This is a genomic window from Crossiella sp. S99.2 (genome assembly GCF_023094165.1).
GTDB lineage: Bacteria > Actinomycetota > Actinomycetes > Mycobacteriales > Pseudonocardiaceae > Crossiella.
This window is the reverse complement of the sequence record NZ_JALMDK010000009.1, coordinates 257,085-276,587: the sequence shown is the minus strand read 5'-3', so window position 1 is coordinate 276,587 and position 19,503 is coordinate 257,085. Positions and strand designations below refer to the sequence as shown.

Below are 19,503 nucleotides of genomic sequence, written 5' to 3'. Positions count from 1 at the left end.
CCCCCGTCGACGTCCATCCGCCCCAGCCTAGGAACACCCGGTATACCGCTCATCCACGGCCGGTACACAGCTCAGTCACCCGCCGGGAGTTCCAGCTCGAAGATCGCCCCGCCCTGCTCGGCGTTGTACACCCGCAGCGTGCCGCCGTGCGCCTGGGCCACCCAGCGCACGATGGCCAGTCCCAGCCCGCTGGACCCGCCGCCGCTGGTGAAGCGGTCCAGGGCGAGTTCGGCGCGTTCGGCGTCGATGCCGGGGCCCTGGTCGGCCACGGTGATCCGGTTGTCGGTGACGTGGACGTGCACCACCGCCGTGGCACCCGGCTGCCGCCCGTGCTGCAGGGCGTTGCCGATCAGGTTGGCCACCGCGCGCTGCACCAGCACCGGATCCGCGCTGACCTTGCTGGGGGTGGTGGTCAGCGTGATCCGCGCGCCCTCCGGCGGGGTGTCCTCGACCACCCCGGCGACCAGCTGGTCCAGCCAGATCGGCTGCCGGGCCAGTTCCTGCACCCCGGCGGCGAAGCGGGCCCGCATGAGCAGGCCCTCGATGATGCCGCCCATCCGCGCGGACAACCGGACCGCGCGCGGCAGCAGTTCGGCGTGCTGGTCCGGGTTGCGCAGCGCGGTCTCGGCCAGCGCGCGCAGCGCGGCCACTGGTTTGCGCAGGTCGTGCGCGATATCGCCGAGCAGCGCCTCCTGCTGGGCGAGCGCGTCCACCGCGGGGCGCATGGCCCGGCCGGAGAAGATGTGCCCGGCCAGCGCGCAGGCGCCGAGCAGCAGCGTGCCCACCGCGAACACGATCAGCACCCGCCGGTCGTGCCGGTCCTCGACCTCGCGCGCGTCCATCGCGGTGACCACCGCGCCCACGTAACGCTCAGTGGGGATCTTCAGCGCGTCCACCGACACCCTGAGCAGCTCGCCGCCGACACCACGCTGGTAGCTGTTGATCATGCTGTGAGTGTCGACGGACTGCCGGGCCAGACTGGTCAGCGTGGTCTCCGGCACCTTGGCGCAGGGCTTCTTGCTGGTGTGCTTGGTCGTCCAGGAGCCGTCGGGATGCCGTTCCAGCACGGTGATCTGCGGGCAGGCGTTGTCGAGCTGGTCGTCGCCGAGCGGCTCGGTGTCGAGCATGCCGGGGTAGCTGACCAGCCGGGCCACCACCGCGCCGGTCTGGCGCAGCTCGGCGTCCATGGCCTGCTCGCCCTGCTGCCGGTCCTCGCGGATCACCAGGTAGGCGAACAGGATCAGCCCGGCCGCGTTGAGCACGGTGAACAGCAGGGTGAGCAGGCGGCGGAGGCGGCGCAGCCCCTCGGCGGAGGTGGTGGTCACGCCGAGCCCAGCCGGAAGCCGCGACCGTGCAGGGTGTGGATCAGCCGGGGTTCGGCGAGCTTGGCACGCAGGCGTTTGACCACCGCGTCGACCACGTTGGACATCGGGTCGGCGCTGGAGTCCCAGCAGTGCTCGATCAGCTCGGTCCGGGAGACCGCCTGGCCCGCCCTGGTCAGCAGGTGCTCCAGCACGGCGAACTCCTTGTCGGAGACGGTCAGCAGCACCCCGGCCCGGCGGACCTCGCGGCGGGCGCAGTCCATCTCCAGGTCCTCGTGCCGCAGCACCGAGGGCCTGCCGCTGCCCGCGCGCCGGCACAGCGCGAGCACCCTGGCGGTCAGCTCGGCCACCGCGAACGGTTTGGCCAGGTAGTCGTCACCGCCGTGCTCGAACCCGGCGACCCGGTCGGCGAGCTTGTCCAGCGAGGTCAGGAACAGCACCGGGGTAGCCCAGCCCTGCTGCCGCCGCTGGTGCACATAGGTGATGGCGTCGCCGTCGGGCAGCATCCGGTCGAAGACCACGCAGGCGTGCTCACCGGCGCGCACGACCTGGTCGGCGGCGGCGATATCGGCGGCCTCGGCCACCGTCAGCCCGGCCGCCCGCAGCTCCGCGGCGACGGCGAAGCGCAGGTCATCGTCGTCCTCGACCACCAGAACGCGCACGGGGATCAATCCCGGTCGTGTCATGGAAACCTCATGTGGCCGCAGGGATGGTGAGTGCGATCGCGATTGGGGGCGGGGATGTTGCTCTTCCACGTACTGGGCCCGACCGAGGCCCGCGACCCGGCTGGGGCGGTGCTCGAGCTTGGTGCGCGGAAGCCCGTCACGGTGCTGGCTACCTTGCTGCTGCACCCTAACGCGTGGGTACGGGTGGGCCGTCTGATCGAGTCGACCTGGCATGAACAGGCCGTGCCCGCCTCGGCCGAGGCCAATCTCAAGACCTACATCTGCCGCCTGCGCCGGGTGCTGCCGCCCGCGCCGAGCGGGTCCCGGATCGACAGCAGGCCCGGCGCGTACCGGCTGCGGGTGGAGCCGGGCGAGCTGGACGCGGACCAGGTGGCCGGGCAGGCGAGCGCGGCCCGCGCGGCACTGGCCGGGGGCGATCCACACACCGCGATCACGCTGCTCACCGCGGCACTGGCGCACTGGCGTGGCCGGGCGTTCGAGGACCTGCCCGGCACGGACTTCCAGGCCGCCGCGGACCGGCTGGAGGAGACCCGCCGCGAACTGCGCGAAACCCTGGCCGAGGCCCAGCTCGCCGCGGGCGAGACGCAGGCCGCGATCGGCATCCTGCGCGGGCTGACCACCGACGACCCGTTGCGCGAGGGCGCGTGGACGCACCTGGTGCGCGCCCTGCACGCGGCGGGCCGCCGGGCCGAGGCGCTGGCCGCCTTCCGCCAGGCCCGCCGGATGCTGGCCGAGGAGCTGGGCGTGGATCCCAGTCCCGCGCTGGCCCAGGCGCACCAGCAGGCCCTCACCGCCGACACCGCTGCCCAGCCGCGACGCGAGTTGCCCAGGGACATCCCCGGTTTCACCGGCCGCGGCGCCGAACTGAGCGCGCTGGACCGGGCCGCTCCCGGTGGGACCGTGGTGCTCGACGGCATGACCGGCGTGGGCAAAACCGCGCTGGCCATCCACGCCGCGCACCGGTTGTCCGCCCGCTACCCCGACGGCCAGTTCTTCCTCGACCTGCGCGGCCACACCGACCCGCTGACCCCGGCCGACGCGCTGGCCCGGCTGCTCCGCGGCCTCGGCCACACCGCCATCCCGGCCGACGCCGACGAGTGCGCGGCGCTGTGGCGTTCGGAGCTGTCCCGCCGCCGGGTGCTGCTGGTGCTGGACGACGCCGCCGACGCCGACCAGGTCCGCCCGCTGCTGCCCGGCCCGTCGGCCAGCCTGACCTTGATCACCACCCGCACCCGCGGCTGGCGGCTGCCCGGCGAAACCCGGTACCCGCTGACCCTGTTGTCGCACAACGAGTCCGCCAGTCTGTTCCACACCGCGGCCGGCCCGCGCGAGCAGCCGCTGACCGCGCTGTCCCCGCTGACCGCGGTGCTGACCGCCTGCGCCGGACTGCCCGCCGCGCTGCACGCCGCCGCCACCCGGCTGGCCGTCCGTCCACTGTGGAGCACCGCGGACCTGGCCGACTGGCTCGGCACCGACCGCGGCCGGGACGAGCTGGCCCCCGAGGTGACCGGCTCGTACCGGCGACTCTCCGCCGGCGCGCGGGTCGCCTTCCACACCCTGGCCACGCTGCCGCCGGAGTTCGAGCTGCGCCAGGCCGCCCAGCACCTGGGCCTGCCCCAGCCGGAGGCCCGGCACCTGCTGGAGGAACTCACCGACCACCACCTCCTGGACGCCCCCGGCGCGGGCCGCTTCCGCACCCACCCGCTGATCCGCGACCGGGCCCGCCGCACCGCCCGCCCGCTGTCCAACGCCCGCGTCGCGTGAGGAGCGCACCCATGCCGCAGCATCCCCGGTCACCCGAGCCCGGCTGGCCCACCGGCCTGACCACCCGCACCACCGGCCCGATCCAGCCGAACACCGCACCGCCGCACGCGGTCACCCGCCCGGCGCCGCCCCCGCGGCACACCGGCCCGGCCCACCCGGCCCAGCACAGCGGCGCGTTCCCGGCGCAGGTCTCGCCGCACGCCGTCACTCGCCCCGTGCACCCCTCGCCGCACGCGGTCACCCGCCCCGTGCCGCCAGCCAACCCGCACCCCGGACTCGTGCTCGCGGCCGCCACCTCCGTCCGCCACACCCAGCCCCGCCCGGTCGCGCCAACCCCGCCGCCACCCGCGGCGCCCAGCACGGCCCGCCGCCTCCAGCTCCCCGCCCTGCGCATCCTCTGCTGGCAGCTCGCCGCGATCAGCACCGTGCTCGCCATCGGCCGCCCCTGGCCGCTGGCCACCGCGCTCGGCGTCAGCGCCGCCCTGCTCGCGCTCACCGCGATCCGGGTCCGCGGCCGCTGGCTGACCACCCTGCTGGCCACCCGGATCCGGCACACGCTCCGCCGCCGCGATCACGATCTCGGTGCCCCCGAACACGATCCGGCCGCCCTGCTGACCCTGCTCGCCCCGGCCACCCGCGCCCGCACCGCCACCATCGGCGGTGTCCCGGCCGGCCTGCTCAGCCATCCCGACGAACTGGTCGTGGTGCTGCAACCCCGGGCCGCCGACAGCGAGTTCCTGCGTGCCGCGGCCGCCGGGGCGCTGCTGCCCGATCCGGATCCGGACATGCCCGAGTTCGGCGCCCGCCTGGTCGTGCACACCGGCCCGGTGCGGGACCGGCCGCCACGCACCTGGCTGGCGGTGCGGGCGCTGCGGGATCCGGACATCTGCCGGGACGAGGACCTGACCACCGCGCTGGCCAACACCGTCCGCCGGGTGCTGCGCAGGCTCACCCGCGCCGGACTGCCGGCCGACGCACTGTCCGAAGAGGACCTCCGGGCGGTGCTGCCCGCGCTCACCCACACCGGATCCGGCCGCGGCGAGACCCGGGAGGACTGGCGGTTCTGGCGGGCGGGCGCGGTGGCCCAGGCCGGATTCCGGCTCGCCGGCTTCGCCGAACTGTCCACTTCGGACCGCGGTCCGCTGCTGGAACGCCTGCTGGCCACCGCGCCGGGGGTGGCGATCACGGTGGCCGTCAGCACCGGCGAGGACCGGGAGCCCACCGCGGTGCTCCGGATCGCCGCGACCAACGGCGCCGTGGTCGACGCGGCCGCCGCCGACCTGACCTACCTGGGCGAACGCCTCGGCGTACGCCTGGAACGACTCGACGGGCACCACGCCCGCGCCCTCGCCGCGACCATGCCGATCGGAGGCAACCCGCTGTGAACAGCCAGACTCCCGTGCTCTCCCTGCTGCGCCCGGCCGACCGCGCCCCAGCCCCGACCTCCACCGCGGTGGACACCCAGCTCGCCGGTGCGAGCAGGGAGGTGCTGGTGGCCCGACGCGGCAACACCGCGTTCCCGCGCCCGCTGGCCACCTTCCGCAAGATCGACCACGACAACCTGCGCCGCGGCGTGCGCTACCGGGTGCTGGTCACCGACCAGATCCGCACCGCGCCGGGGGCATCGCTCCAGCTCAGCGCGCTGGCACTGGCCGGGGCGGAGGTGCGCACGCTGCCCGAGGTGCCGATGGACGCCTTCGTCATCGACGGTTCGGTGGCCGTGCTGCCCGCCGAGGGCACCGACGGCTACCCGGGCCGGATCGCGATGTTCCGGCTGGCCGGGGTGGTGCGCACGACCACCGAACTGTTCGAGCGGGTGTGGCCGGCGGCGGTGCCGCTGATCGCCTCGGATCTGCCGGAGGCGGCCGAGTTGACGGTGCGCGAACGCGAGCTGCTCACCCTGCTCTTCGACGGGTGCACGGACGAGTCGGTCGCGGCCCGGCTGCGGATCTCGGTACGCACGGTCCGCCGGATGGTCTCCGACATCATGAACCGGCTCGGCGCGCGCAGCCGGTTCCAGGCCGGCGCCAAGGCGGCGGATCGCGGCTGGTTGATGGACCGCGTCGGCTGATCCCGGCCCGCGACGCGCAGCGGGTCAGCTACAGTCTGTCGCTGTGCGGGTACTGGTCACCGAGGATGACGAGAACCTGCGGGTCGCGGTCGAGGGATCCCTGCGGGGCGCGGGATTCGCCGTCGACGTCGCCACCGACCTGCCGGAAGCCGATGAGGCGCTCAGCGTCAACGCCTACGACTGCGTGGTGTTCGACCGGATGCTGCCCGCGGGCGACGCCCTGTCCTATGTCGCGGCCCGCCGGAGCGTCGGCTGGCCGGTGCCGGTGCTGTTCCTGACCGGCCGGGACAGCGTCGCCGACCGGATCGACGGCCTGGCCAGCGGCGACGACTACCTGGTCAAACCCTTCGCGATGATCGAACTGGTGGTCCGGGTCCGCAGCCTGTGCCGCCGCACCGGCCGCACCCCGGTCCCGGTCCTGCGCCACGGCTGCCTGGAACTGGACCCGGCCCGGCACGAGACCCACCGCGACGGCGCCCGCCTGGACCTCACCGGCAAGGAATTCGCCGTGCTGCACCGCCTGTTGCTGGCCGGCGGCGGCACGGTCAGCCGCCCCGACCTGATCGCCGCTGCCTGGGACGAACTGGTCGCCCCCGCCTCCAACGTGCTGGACGTGGTGATCGCCCAGCTCCGCCGCAAACTCGGCCCGCCCCCGATGCTGCACACCGTGAAGGGCACCGGCTACTTCCTCCGCTGACCACCACCGAGGTCTGACCATGGGCATCGAACTCGAACTGCACTCCCAGCGCCCCAGCACCCGCAGCTGGAAGTCCTCCCGCGCCACCCTGCTCCGCGGCTCCTACGACCACGGCTACGACCTGGCCGACGCGCTGGCCACCCTGCGCGAGACCGACCCCGGCAAACTCCCCTGGATCGACCCATGCGGCAACACCCAGTTCAACGAACAGGAAGCCGAAGCCGCCCGCCACGAAATCCCTGCCCTGCTGGCCAAGTGCACCACCCCCGAGCAGTCCGCCGCCGTCCGCGACCTCGACAACCTGCTCCGCGACTGCGCCCACACCCCCGGCAGCTACCTCTGGTTCGTCGGCGACTGACGCCCCCGCGCCACCCAGTCGGCCACATCCCGTTCCGCGCCAAGCCCCACCGCGTCGAACAAATCCCCGCCGCCACTCACCGCACCCAGCCGGTCCAGCGCCGCGTTGATCGGCCACTCTCGCCACGGCCCCCGGAACTCCTCGGCGAACACCGGCCCCCAGTCAACCTCGCCATCCCGCCACACCACCGCGGACTGCGAACCCTCCCCACCGAAGAAGTCCGCCTCCACCAAGGCAATCGGCCCCGACCTCGACCACTCCGCCAGCACTCCGTCGACCCCGGAACCCCACTCCCGCAACAACTCCGCCGTCACCGGCACCAACCCCAGCCCCTGCCGCAACTCAACCACGACGGCCTGCTCGAACCCCACTGCCCGCGTCCGCAGCAGGTCGACCGCACCGATGATCGCGTTCAGCTCGTACATACCCCACCTCGCCGCAACACCTTGCCCAGCAACGCGGTGAGATCCTGCTCGACCTCAGCCAACAGATCGGCCCCGAAGACACACAGCGATTTCTCATGGGGATGTCCGAAGGTGCCCAGCCGCAGGTCTGGCGTGAGATAGAGGTAGTAGTCGCCGTTGGGACAGGCCTCGCCAAACCACTCCGGCTGTCCTGGGCCACCCACGCGATCCGGGTCAAAACGGTAGGGGGTGTGGTACCAGTCCAGCCAGTACAGGGGCTCGCCGGGTTTGACGCAGGCGCGCAGACCTCGCTCGATGACGCGCTCCAGCTCAGCCCCAGCTGATTCACCGGCCAGCGCGCCCAGCTGCCAGGTGACCGAGGCAGCAGGCTCAGCGATGGCAGGCATCGACTCCACGCCTGGTACGAACCGTAAATCCGTATGGACGCGATCCCAGATCCGCGTGTGCTCCGGTTCATCCAGTGCCACAGCCGGTCGCTCGTGGGCAGCCGGCCGAGTTGACGGGAGGTGGTAGGTGGTGACCGAGGTGATCGACCGGAAACCCGCACTGGTCAGCAGCTCCGCCAACACGCCGTCCGCCTCAGCCAGGATGTGCGACCTACCCCGGATCCGGGGATAACGACTGCGCCCGTGCGCCACCTCGCACAGCTTCGACAGGATCGCCGGCTGTGGCTCGGTCATGCCGCCGATCACCGCGAAATCCGTTCCCTGCACCAGGTCGACCCAGCCCGCGGCCACGATTCGGCCCCGCCGAAACAAGGTGACGGTCTGCAGGTTCCAGCCTTCTCGCTGGCCGTCGATGCACAACTCGGCGAATGGCGACCGGTGCGGGCCCGTGGCCGCGGCCAACTCCGGCACGTCCTCGAACTGCTTGAGTTCCACGCCATCCGGCAGCGTGTACTCGATGTTGATCCGCGCCAGGTCGGCGAGGAACAGCTGACGCGTCCACCCGGCCGTAAAACCGGCCGCCACCAACCGATCCCCCAGGTCCGCAGGCTCCCCGAGCCCGTACACCACCCACTCGACCGGCTCGTTCCGCTCAGCGAAGACCCGCACCTGCCGCGAGATCAACTCATCGAGACCATCAGCGGAAAGATCGGGATGACTGACCGTGCCGTGGGTGCCGTAATGAGTGCGGACAACCAGTTCATCCCGCTCGAACACCGCCCCGAGCGGCGGCCACTCAGGCACCCGCGCCCGAAGCTGCCCGTCGAACAGCGACCACAACCCAGCCACATCCACAGCGGCTCAGTCTTGAGCCCGATCCCCACCCCGGCAACCCAATTCGCCGGTAGCCACCGCCACCACGAAGCTCTCCGTGGACCCGTCCATCTGCCACGAATCAGCCGTGCACCGGATGCCCGCGGCACTCGCCGCCACCACCCGCAACCCGTCCAACGCCAACCGCGCCGACTCCCACGCGACCCCGTCCGGCCCGATCGCCACCAGGTCGGTATACGTCACCAGCAACAACAGCGCCGCCCCCGCCACCGGGACAACCTGATTCACCGGCTCACCCACGACGACCGCCCCCGCAGCAGGCTCGTCCACCCGCACCACCTGCGCAAGCCCGTCCACCACCACGCACATCTGCCCGGCCCCCGGCCCCGCGAAAACCCCATCCGCGCGGCCGGGCAGGCGCGCCGGAAACAGACCGACCCACTCCGCGGCGTCGGTCGGCGTCACCCGGATCACCCGCGGCATGCCGAACCGCCAGCCAGCCTCGTCGATCACGCGCCCGTCCGGGTCAAAGGCGAACACCGGACACGACCACTCACCAGTGGCCGGGTACTCGGGCTCAACCTCGACCACATAGGCGGGCTCGAAATCGAAACGCCGCAGCTGCCGTGCTTCGCTCACCCGGCGATCATGACGCGTCGATCCCCGGTGCTCCAACGATTTCAGCCCTGCGGTCGGACCCCGGTCTAAGACCCGGCGCCCCACGGGTCGAGCAGGGTGATGCCGGTGTCGGCGAAGTCCTTGGTGTTGCGGGTCGCCAGGCAGGCCGCGAACCGTCGGCAGATCGCGGCGATCTGCGCGTCCGCCGTGCTGATCGGCTGACCACGCTGGTCCCGCACGGCCGCGATCTCGCCGTAGTACACCGCCGCCCCACCGTCGAACGGCAGGATCTGACCCTGGAAGTCCTCGGTCAGGAGTTCGGAAACCTTGACCGCCAGCACGGTCTTGCGCTGACCGTCCGGCATCCGCTCGACCCCGTACGCCAGTTCGGCCGCGGTCACCGCGGTGAGGAAGACCTCCTCGGCCGGGTACCGGTCAATCCAGCGCACCACCGCGTCGTTCGGGGTTCGCCGCATCAGCTCGGAAATGACGTTGGTGTCGAGAACGATCACTCAGGGAACTCCGCCGCTCGGGCCCGCTCCACCCGCCGCGGCGGCTCGAACGCCACCTCGTCGACATCAGCGAAACGCTGCCGAATCCTCGACCCCATGCCCGGCCCGGACTCCGACCTGGTCAGCACCGACGCGAGGATCGCGCGCACCTCGGCCTCCATCGACCGACCGTGCTCAGCCGCGCGCACCCGGAGCTTCGCCTTCAGACTCTCGTCGAAGTCGCGGATCGTCAGGACCGCCATGATCCACCTCCGATGCTGTCATTGCAGTCAATGCTAGCACCAAAGCAACCACGCCCATCAGCCCTCAGCGGCAAGCTGCCCACAGGCCGCGGCGATCTCCTGCCCACGAGTGTCCCGCACCGTGCAGGTCACCCCCTGCGCCTCGACCCGCCGCGCGAACTCCCGCTCCACCGGCTTCGGACTCGCATCCCACTTGCTACCCGGCGTCGGGTTCAACGGGATCAGGTTGACGTGCGCCAGCTGCCCGAGATGCCTGCGCAGCAGGCTGCCCAGCAGATCCGCCCGCCAGCCGTGATCGTTGATCTCCTTGATCAGCGCGTACTCGATGGACACCCGCCGCCCGGTGCGGTCGGCGTACCCACGGGCCGACTCCAGCACCTCGGCGACCTTCCACCGGGTGTTCACCGGCACCAGCGTGTCCCGCAGCTCGTCATCCGGGGTGTGCAGCGACACCGCGAGCCGGACCGACAACTTCTCCTCGGTCATCTTCCGGATCGCCGGCACCAGCCCGACCGTGGACACCGTCACCGACCGCTGCGAAATGCCCAGCCCGTTCGGCGCCGGGTCGCAGATCCGGTGCACCGCGTCGATCACCCGGCGGTAGTTGGCCAGTGGCTCGCCCATGCCCATGAACACGATGTTGGACAGCCGGCCCGGCCCGCCCGGGAGCTCGCCGTCGCGCATGGCCACCGCGCCCAGCCGGACCTGTTCCACGATCTCCGCGGTGGACAGGTTGCGCTGCAGCCCGCCCTGGCCGGTGGCGCAGAACGGGCAGGCCATGCCGCAACCCGCCTGGCTGGAGATGCACAGCGTGGCCCGGTCCGGGTAGCGCATCAGCACGCTCTCGATCAGCGTGCCGTCGTGCGCGCGCAGCAGCGTCTTGCGAGTGGTGCCCTCATCGCAGCTCACCCGGCGCAGCTCGGTGAACAGCGGCGGCATCAGCTCGCTGGTGAGCCGGTCCCGGCTGGCCGCCGGGATGTCGGTCATCGTGGCCGGATCGGCGGTGAGCCTGCCGAAGTAGTGGTTGGAGAGCTGGTTCGCGCGGAACGGCTTCTCGCCAAGCTCGGCCACCGCGTCGCGGCGCTGCTCGGCCGAGAGGTCGGCGAGGTGCCGCGGCGGCAGGCCGCGCTTGGGGGCGTCGAACACGAGGGGCAACGAAGTCATGGCGACTACCAGTGTCCCACGTCGGCGGGGGTGCTCCTTACCACGCTCCTCAGGCTTGGTCCAGCTTCCGGGCCCGCGCCACCAGCTCGCCGAGCAGCTCCACCGCCTCCGCGACCGGCACGTCGTCGAACTGGTCGCCCACGGTGATCTCGATCGCACTCATCCTCGGCGAGGGCATCGTCCCGGCATAACGCGGCAGGTACACCCCGCGCTCCTCGCTCAGCCGCTCCCCCGCCACCAGCACCGACTCCGGGCTGGCCGCCAGGTGCAGGTGGAACAGCGGGGTCTGCGGCGGATCGCACAGCACCTCGACGCCCTCGACCCCACGCAGCCCGCGCGCCAGCTCCCGCGCGGTGGCCAGGTACTCCGGCACCCGCGGCAGGTTGGCGTCCAGCGACCACTCCGCGGCCAGCGCCGACGGCCAGGCCACCTCGGCCGCGCCACCCAGCCGGTGCCGCCAGACCCGGGCCGCCCGGCAGAACTCCTCGGTGCCGGCCAGCACCGCGTCCGAGATCCCGCCCAGTCCCTTGGTGGCCGAGACGTAGACCGAGTCGAACAGCCCGGCGATCTCGGCCAGCGGCCGCTGGTAGTACGGCTGGGCCAGGAACAGCCGCGCGCCGTCCAGGTGCGCGGCCGCGCCGCGCGCCCGCGCCCAGCCGGTCTGCGCCACCAGGTCGTCCCACTCCGGCAGCTGCCCGCCGATGCTGCGCTGCGGCAGCTCCAGCAGCAACGCCGCCAGTGGCTCGCCCACCTCCGTCAACTCCGCCAGGGTGAGCAGCCGCTCCCGCTCACCGACCCGTACTCCGTGCAGCCCGTGCACCACCGTGTAGCCCTGCTGCTCGGACTCGTCCAGGTGGCAGTACGGATGGAAGGCCACCGCCCGCCGCCCGCGCTCCTCCGCGTGCAGCCGCATCGCGACCTGCTGGGCCATGGTGCCGGTCGGGAACAGCACCGCGGCCTGCTTGCCCAGCAGCCCGGCGATCCGCTGCTCCAGCCTAGGCACCGCGTCATAGGGCTGTTCGCCAGGCGAAAGTTGGTTCGCCAGGCGAACAAGCATCAACTCGGGCGCGCCGCGGTGCGGGGCGTGCAGGGACAGCGACCGGAGCGGCGAGGTGGCAGCGGGCATGCCCGGCACAGTAGGGGCTCAGGGCAGCAGCAGGCCGCTGGATTTCCGGAGCACGTGCAGCCGGTAACCCACCGGAATCGTCAGCCCCGCGGTATCCGCGATCGCGCGCGCCGCGACCTTCGCGGAGAACTCGATCGAGAGCACCCGGACCAGGCTTTCCCGATCGGTGAACCGCCACAGGGTCTCGATCCGGTGGCAGGAGAACCCCAGCCGGGTGAAGAACTTCTCGATCCGGCGCGGGTGGTATCCGGGCACGTCAGCACGCAGCCACTTGCCATAAGGCGGCCGGGCGCCGTCCAGGTCGACCACGGCCAGCGCGCCGCCCGGCCGCAGCACCCGCATGGCCTCGGCGATCCCCGGTTCGCAGCCGGGTCCGAAGAAGTAGGCGGTGCGCGCGTGCACCAGGTCGACCGCCCCGTCGGGCAGCGGAAGGCGTTGCGCCGACCCGGCGAGCACGGACACGTTGGGCAACCCGGCCACCCGTTTGGCTGCCCGTTCGACCAGGGGCGGGTGCGGTTCGACCCCGAGCACCGAACGGGCCGAGGCGGCGAAGACCGGCAGGTGGAAGCCGTCGCCGCAGCCCACGTCCAGCACGTCCCGGCCCGCCCAGTCGACCTCCGCGCGCAGGGCTCGCCAGATCGCGCCCGCGCTGTCCTGGGCCTGGTTCTCGGTCTCGTACACATCCGGCCAGTGCCAGATGTTGGGGCTGGGCACCACGCCTGCGTTCTCCGCGGTCGAACTCACGCCGAACAGTTTGACAACTGAATGCCTTTCGTCACAGGGATTGTCGGTCGCCGGGCGTAATTTCAGGCCGTCGGCTTCCCCACCCGATCAGGAGCACCCGTATGCACAGTCCCGCGCCCTTGGATCCCTCCGGCGGCCACCCGTGCTGGGTGGACGTCGCCAGCGATGATCCGGAAACCTGCGTCCGCTTCTACTCGGGCCTGTTCGGCTGGGAGTTCGAGCCCGAGGTCAACGGCTACCGCCAGGCCCGGCTGGACGGCGAACCGGTCGGCGCGGTCTACCTGGCCAGGCGAGACCAGGCCCGCTTCCTCGGCTGGACGCTGTACCTGCACGTCACCAACGCCGAGGTGGCCGCCAAGCACATCGAGGCCGCCGGCGGTGCGGTGCTCAGCGGCCCGGTGCACGTGCCAGGCAAGGGCTACCTGCTGGTGGCCAAGGACCCGACCGGCGGCGTGATCGGGTTCTGGGAGACCGAACAGGGCTGGCACTTCGCCACCGGCAGGCCGGGCACGCTGTCCTGGGCCGAACTGAACACCAGGGACGGCCAGCGCGCGGACGTCTTCTTCGGCGGGCTGTTCGACTTCCGGCAGGAGCAGATCGGCGACGGCGCGAGCTTCGACTACGCCACCTGGTTCCGCAACGGCGAACCCCTGGTGGGGCGGATGCGGATGGGCCCGGAGTTCCCGCACGAGGTGCCCGCGCACTGGATGGTCTACTTCGGCGTCGATCCGGCCGTCGGCACGGACGCGATCGCGGCCCGCGCGGCCGAATTGGGCGGCAAGATCAGCTACGAGCCGTTCGACTCGCCCTTCGGCAGGCTCGCGATCCTGGAGGACCCCAGCGGCGGCACCTTCACTGTGGTGGACAGCTCCCGGCGCAGCGAGTCGACCAGCGCGGTGGACGACCCGTACGACGACTGACCGGCTACAGCGAGGGCACGAACGCGCGCAGCAGCAGCCAGGACACGACGGCCGAGGGCAGCAGGGAGTCCATCCGGTCCATCAGACCGCCGTGACCGGGCAGCAGCGTGCCCATGTCCTTGACCCCGAGATCGCGCTTGATCACCGACTCCATCAGGTCGCCCACGGTCGAGGTGACCACCAGGGCCGCGCCGAAGAGCATCCCCTGCCACCACGCGCCGTCCAGCAGCAGCGGCAGCGTGAGCGCGCCGGAGACCACCCCGGCCACCATCGACCCGGCGAAGCCCTCCCAGGACTTCTTCGGGCTGATCGAGGGCGCCATCGGGTGTTTGCCCAGGAAGACCCCTGCCGCGTAGCCGCCGGTGTCCGAGCAGACCACGCCGATCAGGAAGCACAGCACCCGGCCGGCGCCGTCCTCCGGCACCACCAGCATCGCGGCGAAGGCGGCGAACATCGGCACGTAGGCCGCGGTGAACACCGAGGCCGCGACATCGCGCAGGTAGCCGTCGATGCCACCGCGGAAACGCCAGACCAGGATGGCCAGCACCGTCACCACGAAGGCCGACAACAACCCGTTGCGCTCGAACGGCCAGGACAGCCACACCATGGCCTGCCCGCCGATGAGCACCGGCCAGCGGGCCACCTCGATGCCGGCGCCGCGGCGCAGCGCCCCGGACAGCTCCCAGGTCGCGGCCAGCACGGCCAGCGCGACCACGCCCACGAACAGTTCCCTGATCGTCAGCAGGGACACCAGAATCGCCGCACCCAGCAGCACGCCGACGGCGATCGCGGCGCCGAGATCCCGGCCCGCCTTCGACTGCCGTCCGGCGCCGGAAGAAGCTGACGAAGCAGCGCCCGGAACGTCCGACGACGCTCCGGGCGCATCCTCACGATCGCCGGTCGACACCCGCTCAGACCTCGAGTAGTTCGGTCTCTTTGTGCTTGACCAGCTCGTCCACCTGGCGGACGTACTTGTCGGTCAGCGTCTGCAGTTCCTTCTCCGCGCGCGCCACATCGTCCTCGCCCGCCTCGCCGTCCTTGGAGATGCGGTCGAGTTCGTCCTTGCACTTGCGCCGGATGTTGCGGATGGAGACCTTGCTGTCCTCACCCTTGCCCTTGGCGACCTTGACCATCTCCCGGCGGCGCTCCTCGGAGAGCTGCGGGATCAGCACCCGGATGATCGAGCCGTCGTTGGTCGGGTTCACCCCGAGGTCGGAGTCCCTGATCGCCTTCTCCAGCGCGTTGAGCTGGCTGAGGTCATAGGGCTTGATGACCGCCATCCGGGCCTCGGGGATGTTCACCGCGGCCAGTTGGTTCATCGGGGTGGGCGAGCCGTAGTAGTCGACGACGATGCGGGAGAACATCGCCGGCGTGGCCCGGCCGGTGCGGACCGCGGCGAGGTCCTCCTTGGCCACAGCCACCGCTTTTTCCATCTTCTCCTCGGCATCGAGGAGGGTCTCGTCGATCACGGCTGCTCCTAAATCTCGTTGGCCGGCTCCGCTGGTAGCTGTGTCACCATCCCAGCACGGCTGGGGAGGCGTTCAGCCGGCAGGGGTGCTGACCAGTGTGCCGATCTTCTCACCGCGCACCGCGCGCGCGATGTTGCCCTCGACCAGCAGGTTGAACACGATGATCGGCATGTTGTTGTCCATGCACAGGCTGAAGGCGGTCGCGTCGGCCACCTTCAGGCCGCGGCGCAACACCTCGTTGTGCGTGATGTGCTCGAACCGCTGCGCCTCGGGGTCCAGCTTCGGGTCGGCGGTGTAGACGCCGTCCACGGCCTTGGCCATGAGCACGACCTCGCAGCCGATCTCCAGCGCGCGCTGGGCGGCGGTGGTGTCGGTGGAGAAGTACGGCATGCCCGCGCCGCCGCCGAAGATGACCACGCGGCCCTTCTCCAGGTGCCGCATCGCGCGCCGCGGGATGTACGCCTCGGCGACCTGGCCCATGGTGATCGCGGTCTGCACCCGGGTGTCGATGCCGTGCTGGCGCTCCAGGAAGTCCTGCAGTGCCAGGCAGTTCATCACCGTGCCGAGCATGCCCATGTAGTCGGCCCGGGAACGGTCCATGCCGCGCTGCTGCAACTCGGCGCCGCGGAAGAAGTTGCCGCCGCCGATGACCACGCCGATCTGGGCGCCGGTGGCGACCACGTCGGCGATCTGCCGGGCGACCGCCTGCACCACATCCGGGTCGACGCCGACCTCGCCGCCGCCGAACATCTCCCCGCCGAGCTTGAGCAACACCCTGCGATAGCCGGTGTGTGCTGCGCCGTCCCCGGTCACGGTCAACCGTCCTCCTCGTCAGGCCATGGGCGGCCCTTGCTTGCGAAACTGTGCCCCGCCCTCACAGGTGAAGGCGGGGCACAGCCTCATGGTCCTCGTTCGGACCAGATGATGTTCATCGGGTCAGGCCGCTCAGGCCTGGCCCACCTCGAACCGGGCGAACCGGGTCACGGTGACGCCCTGGCCGTCGAGCACGGCCTTGACGTTCTTCTTGTTGTCCTGCACGGAGGCCTGCTCCAGCAGCACGGAGTCCTTGAAGAAGCCGTTGACGCGGCCTTCGACGATCTTGGGCAGGGCAGCCTCGGGCTTGCCCTCCTCCCGCGCGGTCTCCTCGGCGATCCGGCGCTCGTTGGCGACGATGTCGGCGGGCACCTCGTCCCGGGTGACGTAGCGCGGCTTCATCGCGGCGATCTGCATCGCGGCGCCACGGGCGGCGTCCTCGTTGGTGCCGGTGTACTCCACCAGCACGCCGACGGCCGGCGGCAGGTCGGAGGAGCGGCGGTGCAGGTAGACCGCGACGGAGCCGTCGAAGGAGACGACCCGGCGCAGCTCCAGCTTCTCGCCGATGCGGGCGGAGAGGCCGAGCACGGCGTCCTCGACGGTGCCCTCGTCCAGCTTCGCGGACTTCAGCTCGGCCAGATCGCCGATCTTGCCCTCGACCGCCACGGCCAGGACCTTGTCGGCCAGCGCCTGGAAGTCGTCGTTCTTGGCGACGAAGTCGGTCTCGCAGTTCAGCTCGACCATGACCCCACCGGACACGGCGACCAGGCCGTTGGCGGTGGTGCGCTCGGCGCGCTTGCCGACATCCTTGGCGCCCTTGATGCGCAGGATCTCGACGGCCTTGTCGAAGTCGCCATTGGCCTCTTCGAGCGCCTTCTTGCAGTCCATCATGCCGGCGGCGGTCAGCTCACGGAGCCGCTTCACATCAGCCGCGGTGTAGTTCGACATCGTGCGTCGTCCGTCCTTATTCGGTACGCAACGGGGTGCGGGGTGGAGGAGCCTGACGAGCCTCCGCCCGGCGCGACGGCCGGGCGGAGGTCGTTGATCAGGACTGGGCGCCTGCTTCGCCCTCGGTGGGGGCGGGAGCGCCCGCGGTCGCGTTGACCAGCAGCTCCTGCTCCCACTCGGCCAGCGGCTCCTCGACGGCGCCGGGCTTGTCCTCGCCCTCGGCGGCCTTGCCCTGGCCGGAGCGGGCCATCAGGCCGGCGGCGGCGGCCTCGGCGACGACCTTGGTCAGCAGCGCGGCCGACCGGATCGCGTCGTCGTTGCCCGGGATCGGGAAGTCGACCTCGTCGGGGTCGCAGTTCGTGTCCAGGATCGCCACGACCGGGATGCCCAGCTTGCGGGCCTCGCCGACGGCGATGTGCTCCTTCTTGGTGTCCACGATCCACACCGCGCTCGGCACCTTGGCCATGTCGCGGATACCGCCGAGGGTCTTCTCCAGCTTGTCCTTCTCACGGGTGAGCATCAGGATCTCTTTCTTGGTGAGACCCTGGAAGCCACCGGTCTGCTCCATCGACTCCAGCTCCTTGAGGCGCTGAAGACGCTTGTGCACGGTGGAGAAGTTCGTGAGCATGCCGCCCAGCCAGCGCTGGTTGACGAAGGGCATGCCGACCCGCAGGGCCTGGGAGGCGATGGCCTCCTGCGCCTGCTTCTTGGTGCCGACGAACAGGATGGTGCCGCCGTGGGCGACCGTCTCCTTGACGAACTCGTAGGCCCGGTCGATGTAGGTCAGCGTCTGCTGAAGGTCGATGATGTAGATGCCGTTGCGCTCGGTGAAGATGTAGCGCTTCATCTTCGGGTTCCAACGGCGGGTCTGGTGCCCGAAGTGCACGCCGCTGTCAAGCAGCTGCCTCATGGTGACGACGGCCATGGCCGGATGACACCTCATGTGCTCAGGCGCACCGGATAAACCGGCACGCGGAATGGTTGCCGCGAGCGACCGGTCGGCCACTCGCCCTGGTGTCAGGGCCGCAGCCCGAACCCGGGCCTCCCAACCTGCGGAAGATCCAGGACCACCGGGCCACGCGTCTCACATCGTGAGACCTGCGCTGACACGCGAAGTCAGTCCGCACAGAGACGGACCGCGCCAAAAGCATACGCCCCCACCCCACCGAACTCCGAATCCACCCTCCCCAAGATCGCGACTTATCCACATAACCCCACTTATCCACACCCCCCACCCCACCCCCTGGCCCAACCCACCCCACCCCCGCCACGGTGGACCCATGCCCCACCACCCCCACACCCCCGCCAACACCACAACCTCCCGGACGACCGCCCACCTGGCCGTCAAGGCGGTCGTCGTGGTGAAGGCCCTGGTCCTGGCGACCGCACTCGCCCTGGTGACCACGGCCCTGGCCGGATGTGCGGCGGAGGCCGGGGCAGCCCCGACCGCGGTCCGTAGCGCCGCCCCACCCCCGCTGTACCCCCGCAGCACCAGGTGGGTCTGGCCGCTCCCCGGTCGGCCGGCGGTGCTGCGGCGGTTCACCCCGCCGCAGCACCGCTACGGCCCAGGCCACCGAGGCATAGACCTGTCCGCCCCACCCAGCACCCCCGTCCTTGCCGCCTCAGCCGGAACGGTCACCTTCGCCGGCCCGGTGGCAGGCAGAGGCGTGATCACCCTGCACCACCCCAACGGCCTCAACACCACCTACGAGCCCGTAATCCCCCAGGTCCACCAAGGCCAACAAGTCCCCACCGCCGCACCCCTCGGCACCCTCGCCCCAGGCCACCCCGGCTGCCCGACCCCCGCCTGCCTGCACTGGGGCCTACGCCGCCACCACACCTACCTGAACCCCCTCCACCTACTAGCCCACCCCAAACCCCGCCTACTCCCCCTGCCCCCACCCCAAACCAACCCCAACCCCGCCCCCGCCTTCACTCCCGCCCTCCCACCAGCCACACGCACCCACCCCACAAACCCCACAACCCCAACCAATCCACGCGCCCCACCCACTCAACCCCCACCCCACAGCCCAACCTCCACCCCACAGCCCAACCCCCACCCCACAACCCAACCCCCACCCCACAAGCCCGCGCCCCACCCGCCAAACCCAGCCACCCACCGCCAGCCCCGCCAACGCGCCACCCCGGGTCCCACTCACCACGAAGCCCGCCCCGCCCCAGGCCCCGGCGCAACTTCCCCACAACGTCCCCGCCACCTGACCGCCCGACCACCTGGCCTCTGGCCTCTGGCCTCTGGCCTCTGGCCCAGCCTCACAGCGGCCGGCTGGCTCCGAGTCCCTGCCACCAACCCACCACTCGATTCCCAGCCCAGCCTCCAACCCAGCTCCCAGCTCCAGGTTCCTCTCCCAGCCCTCAACCCAACCCAACCCAACCCAAATCAGCT

Annotated in this window: 22 protein-coding genes; 7 read left to right on the top strand and 15 right to left on the bottom strand. The window is 71.3% G+C overall.

The genetic code is table 11. The features are described 5' to 3' along the window. Positions 1-71 precede the first annotated feature (71 nt). Both MZC64_RS31995 and MZC64_RS31990 read right to left on the bottom strand, forming a co-directional pair. On the bottom strand, positions 72-1,325 hold the full coding sequence (locus MZC64_RS31995; RefSeq protein WP_247760528.1) for a HAMP domain-containing sensor histidine kinase: 1,254 nt from the start codon (positions 1,323-1,325) through the stop codon (positions 72-74). Next, positions 1,322-1,975 carry a response regulator transcription factor gene (locus MZC64_RS31990; RefSeq protein ID WP_247760898.1) on the bottom strand — a complete coding sequence of 218 codons (654 nt, stop codon included), beginning with the start codon at positions 1,973-1,975 and terminating at the stop codon, positions 1,322-1,324. Before MZC64_RS31990 ends, MZC64_RS31995 begins: the two co-directional genes overlap by 4 nt. Positions 1,976-2,038: 63 nt before the next feature. Between MZC64_RS31990 and MZC64_RS31985 the strand changes: the two genes are divergently transcribed. Genes MZC64_RS31985 through MZC64_RS31965 form a run of 5 tightly spaced genes read left to right on the top strand, consistent with a single transcriptional unit; the run spans position 2,039 to position 6,898 of the window. Then, a complete protein-coding gene (locus MZC64_RS31985; protein WP_247797766.1) occupies positions 2,039-3,772 on the top strand; it encodes a BTAD domain-containing putative transcriptional regulator in 1,734 nt (577 codons plus the stop codon). Positions 3,773-3,783: 11 nt separating this feature from the next. Next, complete coding sequence (locus tag MZC64_RS31980; RefSeq protein ID WP_247760530.1) at positions 3,784-5,157, top strand: type VII secretion protein EccE; 1,374 nt, start codon at positions 3,784-3,786, stop codon at positions 5,155-5,157. Further along, positions 5,154-5,843, top strand: coding sequence for a helix-turn-helix transcriptional regulator (locus MZC64_RS31975; RefSeq protein ID WP_247760531.1), 690 nt, complete (start codon positions 5,154-5,156; stop codon positions 5,841-5,843). Before MZC64_RS31980 ends, MZC64_RS31975 begins: the two co-directional genes overlap by 4 nt. 43 nt (positions 5,844-5,886) lie before the next feature. Next, entirely contained in the window at positions 5,887-6,540 is a 654-nt protein-coding gene (locus MZC64_RS31970) for a response regulator transcription factor (RefSeq protein WP_247760532.1), read from the top strand. Positions 6,541-6,559: 19 nt separating this feature from the next. Further along, positions 6,560-6,898, top strand: a complete 339-nt coding sequence (locus MZC64_RS31965; protein ID WP_247760533.1) for a hypothetical protein — start codon at positions 6,560-6,562, stop codon at positions 6,896-6,898. On the opposite strand, the gene MZC64_RS31960 is transcribed toward MZC64_RS31965, so the two are convergent. The 8 genes from MZC64_RS31960 to MZC64_RS31925 form a co-directional block, all read right to left on the bottom strand. Beyond that, positions 6,874-7,323 (bottom strand): hypothetical protein, encoded by a 450-nt coding sequence (locus tag MZC64_RS31960; RefSeq protein WP_247760534.1) that lies wholly within the window; start codon positions 7,321-7,323, stop codon positions 6,874-6,876. The two genes, MZC64_RS31965 and MZC64_RS31960, sit on opposite strands and share 25 nt — an antisense overlap. Further along, positions 7,311-8,564 (bottom strand): DUF2716 domain-containing protein, encoded by a 1,254-nt coding sequence (locus tag MZC64_RS48895; RefSeq protein ID WP_247760535.1) that lies wholly within the window; start codon positions 8,562-8,564, stop codon positions 7,311-7,313. The genes MZC64_RS31960 and MZC64_RS48895 overlap by 13 nt, the downstream gene beginning before the upstream one ends. Positions 8,565-8,570: 6 nt before the next feature. Further along, positions 8,571-9,182 carry a hypothetical protein gene (locus tag MZC64_RS31950; RefSeq protein WP_247760536.1) on the bottom strand — a complete coding sequence of 204 codons (612 nt, stop codon included), beginning with the start codon at positions 9,180-9,182 and terminating at the stop codon, positions 8,571-8,573. A 65-nt stretch (positions 9,183-9,247) separates the two neighbouring features. Then, positions 9,248-9,673, bottom strand: coding sequence for a type II toxin-antitoxin system VapC family toxin (locus MZC64_RS31945; protein WP_247760537.1), 426 nt, complete (start codon positions 9,671-9,673; stop codon positions 9,248-9,250). Continuing rightward, a complete protein-coding gene (locus MZC64_RS31940) occupies positions 9,670-9,915 on the bottom strand; it encodes a plasmid stabilization protein (protein WP_247760538.1) in 246 nt (81 codons plus the stop codon). The genes MZC64_RS31945 and MZC64_RS31940 overlap by 4 nt, the downstream gene beginning before the upstream one ends. 57 nt (positions 9,916-9,972) lie before the next feature. Next, a complete protein-coding gene (gene rlmN, locus MZC64_RS31935; protein WP_247760539.1) occupies positions 9,973-11,079 on the bottom strand; it encodes a 23S rRNA (adenine(2503)-C(2))-methyltransferase RlmN in 1,107 nt (368 codons plus the stop codon). Between the two features lie 49 nt (positions 11,080-11,128). Further along, complete coding sequence (locus MZC64_RS31930) at positions 11,129-12,205, bottom strand: low specificity L-threonine aldolase (protein ID WP_247760540.1); 1,077 nt, start codon at positions 12,203-12,205, stop codon at positions 11,129-11,131. Between the two features lie 18 nt (positions 12,206-12,223). After that, on the bottom strand, positions 12,224-12,949 hold the full coding sequence (locus tag MZC64_RS31925; RefSeq protein ID WP_247760541.1) for a class I SAM-dependent methyltransferase: 726 nt from the start codon (positions 12,947-12,949) through the stop codon (positions 12,224-12,226). Positions 12,950-13,050: 101 nt separating this feature from the next. Here MZC64_RS31925 and MZC64_RS31920 point away from each other — a divergent pair, with 101 nt between their 5' ends. Then, positions 13,051-13,869: a VOC family protein gene (locus tag MZC64_RS31920; RefSeq protein ID WP_247760542.1), complete on the top strand. Its 819-nt coding sequence runs from the start codon at positions 13,051-13,053 to the stop codon at positions 13,867-13,869. Positions 13,870-13,873: 4 nt separating this feature from the next. Here the strand turns inward: MZC64_RS31920 and MZC64_RS31915 are convergent, their stop codons facing one another. The 5 genes from MZC64_RS31915 to rpsB form a co-directional block, all read right to left on the bottom strand. Then, positions 13,874-14,776 carry a phosphatidate cytidylyltransferase gene (locus MZC64_RS31915; RefSeq protein WP_374205809.1) on the bottom strand — a complete coding sequence of 301 codons (903 nt, stop codon included), beginning with the start codon at positions 14,774-14,776 and terminating at the stop codon, positions 13,874-13,876. A gap of 4 nt (positions 14,777-14,780) precedes the next feature. Then, positions 14,781-15,338 carry a ribosome recycling factor gene (gene frr, locus MZC64_RS31910; protein ID WP_247760543.1) on the bottom strand — a complete coding sequence of 186 codons (558 nt, stop codon included), beginning with the start codon at positions 15,336-15,338 and terminating at the stop codon, positions 14,781-14,783. A 72-nt stretch (positions 15,339-15,410) separates the two neighbouring features. Further along, positions 15,411-16,151, bottom strand: a complete 741-nt coding sequence (gene pyrH, locus MZC64_RS31905) for a UMP kinase (RefSeq protein ID WP_185011698.1) — start codon at positions 16,149-16,151, stop codon at positions 15,411-15,413. 132 nt (positions 16,152-16,283) lie between these two features. Continuing rightward, positions 16,284-17,099: a translation elongation factor Ts gene (tsf, locus tag MZC64_RS31900; protein WP_247760544.1), complete on the bottom strand. Its 816-nt coding sequence runs from the start codon at positions 17,097-17,099 to the stop codon at positions 16,284-16,286. Between the two features lie 97 nt (positions 17,100-17,196). Beyond that, positions 17,197-18,024: a 30S ribosomal protein S2 gene (gene rpsB, locus MZC64_RS31895; protein ID WP_247760545.1), complete on the bottom strand. Its 828-nt coding sequence runs from the start codon at positions 18,022-18,024 to the stop codon at positions 17,197-17,199. Positions 18,025-18,040: 16 nt separating this feature from the next. On the opposite strand from rpsB, the gene MZC64_RS31890 reads away from it, so the two are divergent. After that, positions 18,041-19,503 (top strand): M23 family metallopeptidase (locus MZC64_RS31890; protein WP_308301093.1); only part of this gene is annotated, 1,463 nt, incomplete at its 3' end.

What these genes read in the sequence shown, in the direction of transcription:
- rlmN (WP_247760539.1), bottom strand. Translation starts at nt 11,079, where the DNA reads ATGACTTCGTTGCCCCTCGTGTTCGACGCCCCCAAGCGCGGCCTGCCG.
- MZC64_RS31980 (WP_247760530.1), top strand. Translation starts at nt 3,784, where the DNA reads ATGCCGCAGCATCCCCGGTCACCCGAGCCCGGCTGGCCCACCGGCCTG.
- tsf (WP_247760544.1), bottom strand. Translation starts at nt 17,099, where the DNA reads ATGTCGAACTACACCGCGGCTGATGTGAAGCGGCTCCGTGAGCTGACC.
- MZC64_RS31940 (WP_247760538.1), bottom strand. Translation starts at nt 9,915, where the DNA reads ATGGCGGTCCTGACGATCCGCGACTTCGACGAGAGTCTGAAGGCGAAG.
- MZC64_RS31960 (WP_247760534.1), bottom strand. Translation starts at nt 7,323, where the DNA reads ATGTACGAGCTGAACGCGATCATCGGTGCGGTCGACCTGCTGCGGACG.
- MZC64_RS31965 (WP_247760533.1), top strand. Translation starts at nt 6,560, where the DNA reads ATGGGCATCGAACTCGAACTGCACTCCCAGCGCCCCAGCACCCGCAGC.
- MZC64_RS31920 (WP_247760542.1), top strand. Translation starts at nt 13,051, where the DNA reads ATGCACAGTCCCGCGCCCTTGGATCCCTCCGGCGGCCACCCGTGCTGG.
- rpsB (WP_247760545.1), bottom strand. Translation starts at nt 18,024, where the DNA reads ATGGCCGTCGTCACCATGAGGCAGCTGCTTGACAGCGGCGTGCACTTC.
- MZC64_RS31930 (WP_247760540.1), bottom strand. Translation starts at nt 12,205, where the DNA reads ATGCCCGCTGCCACCTCGCCGCTCCGGTCGCTGTCCCTGCACGCCCCG.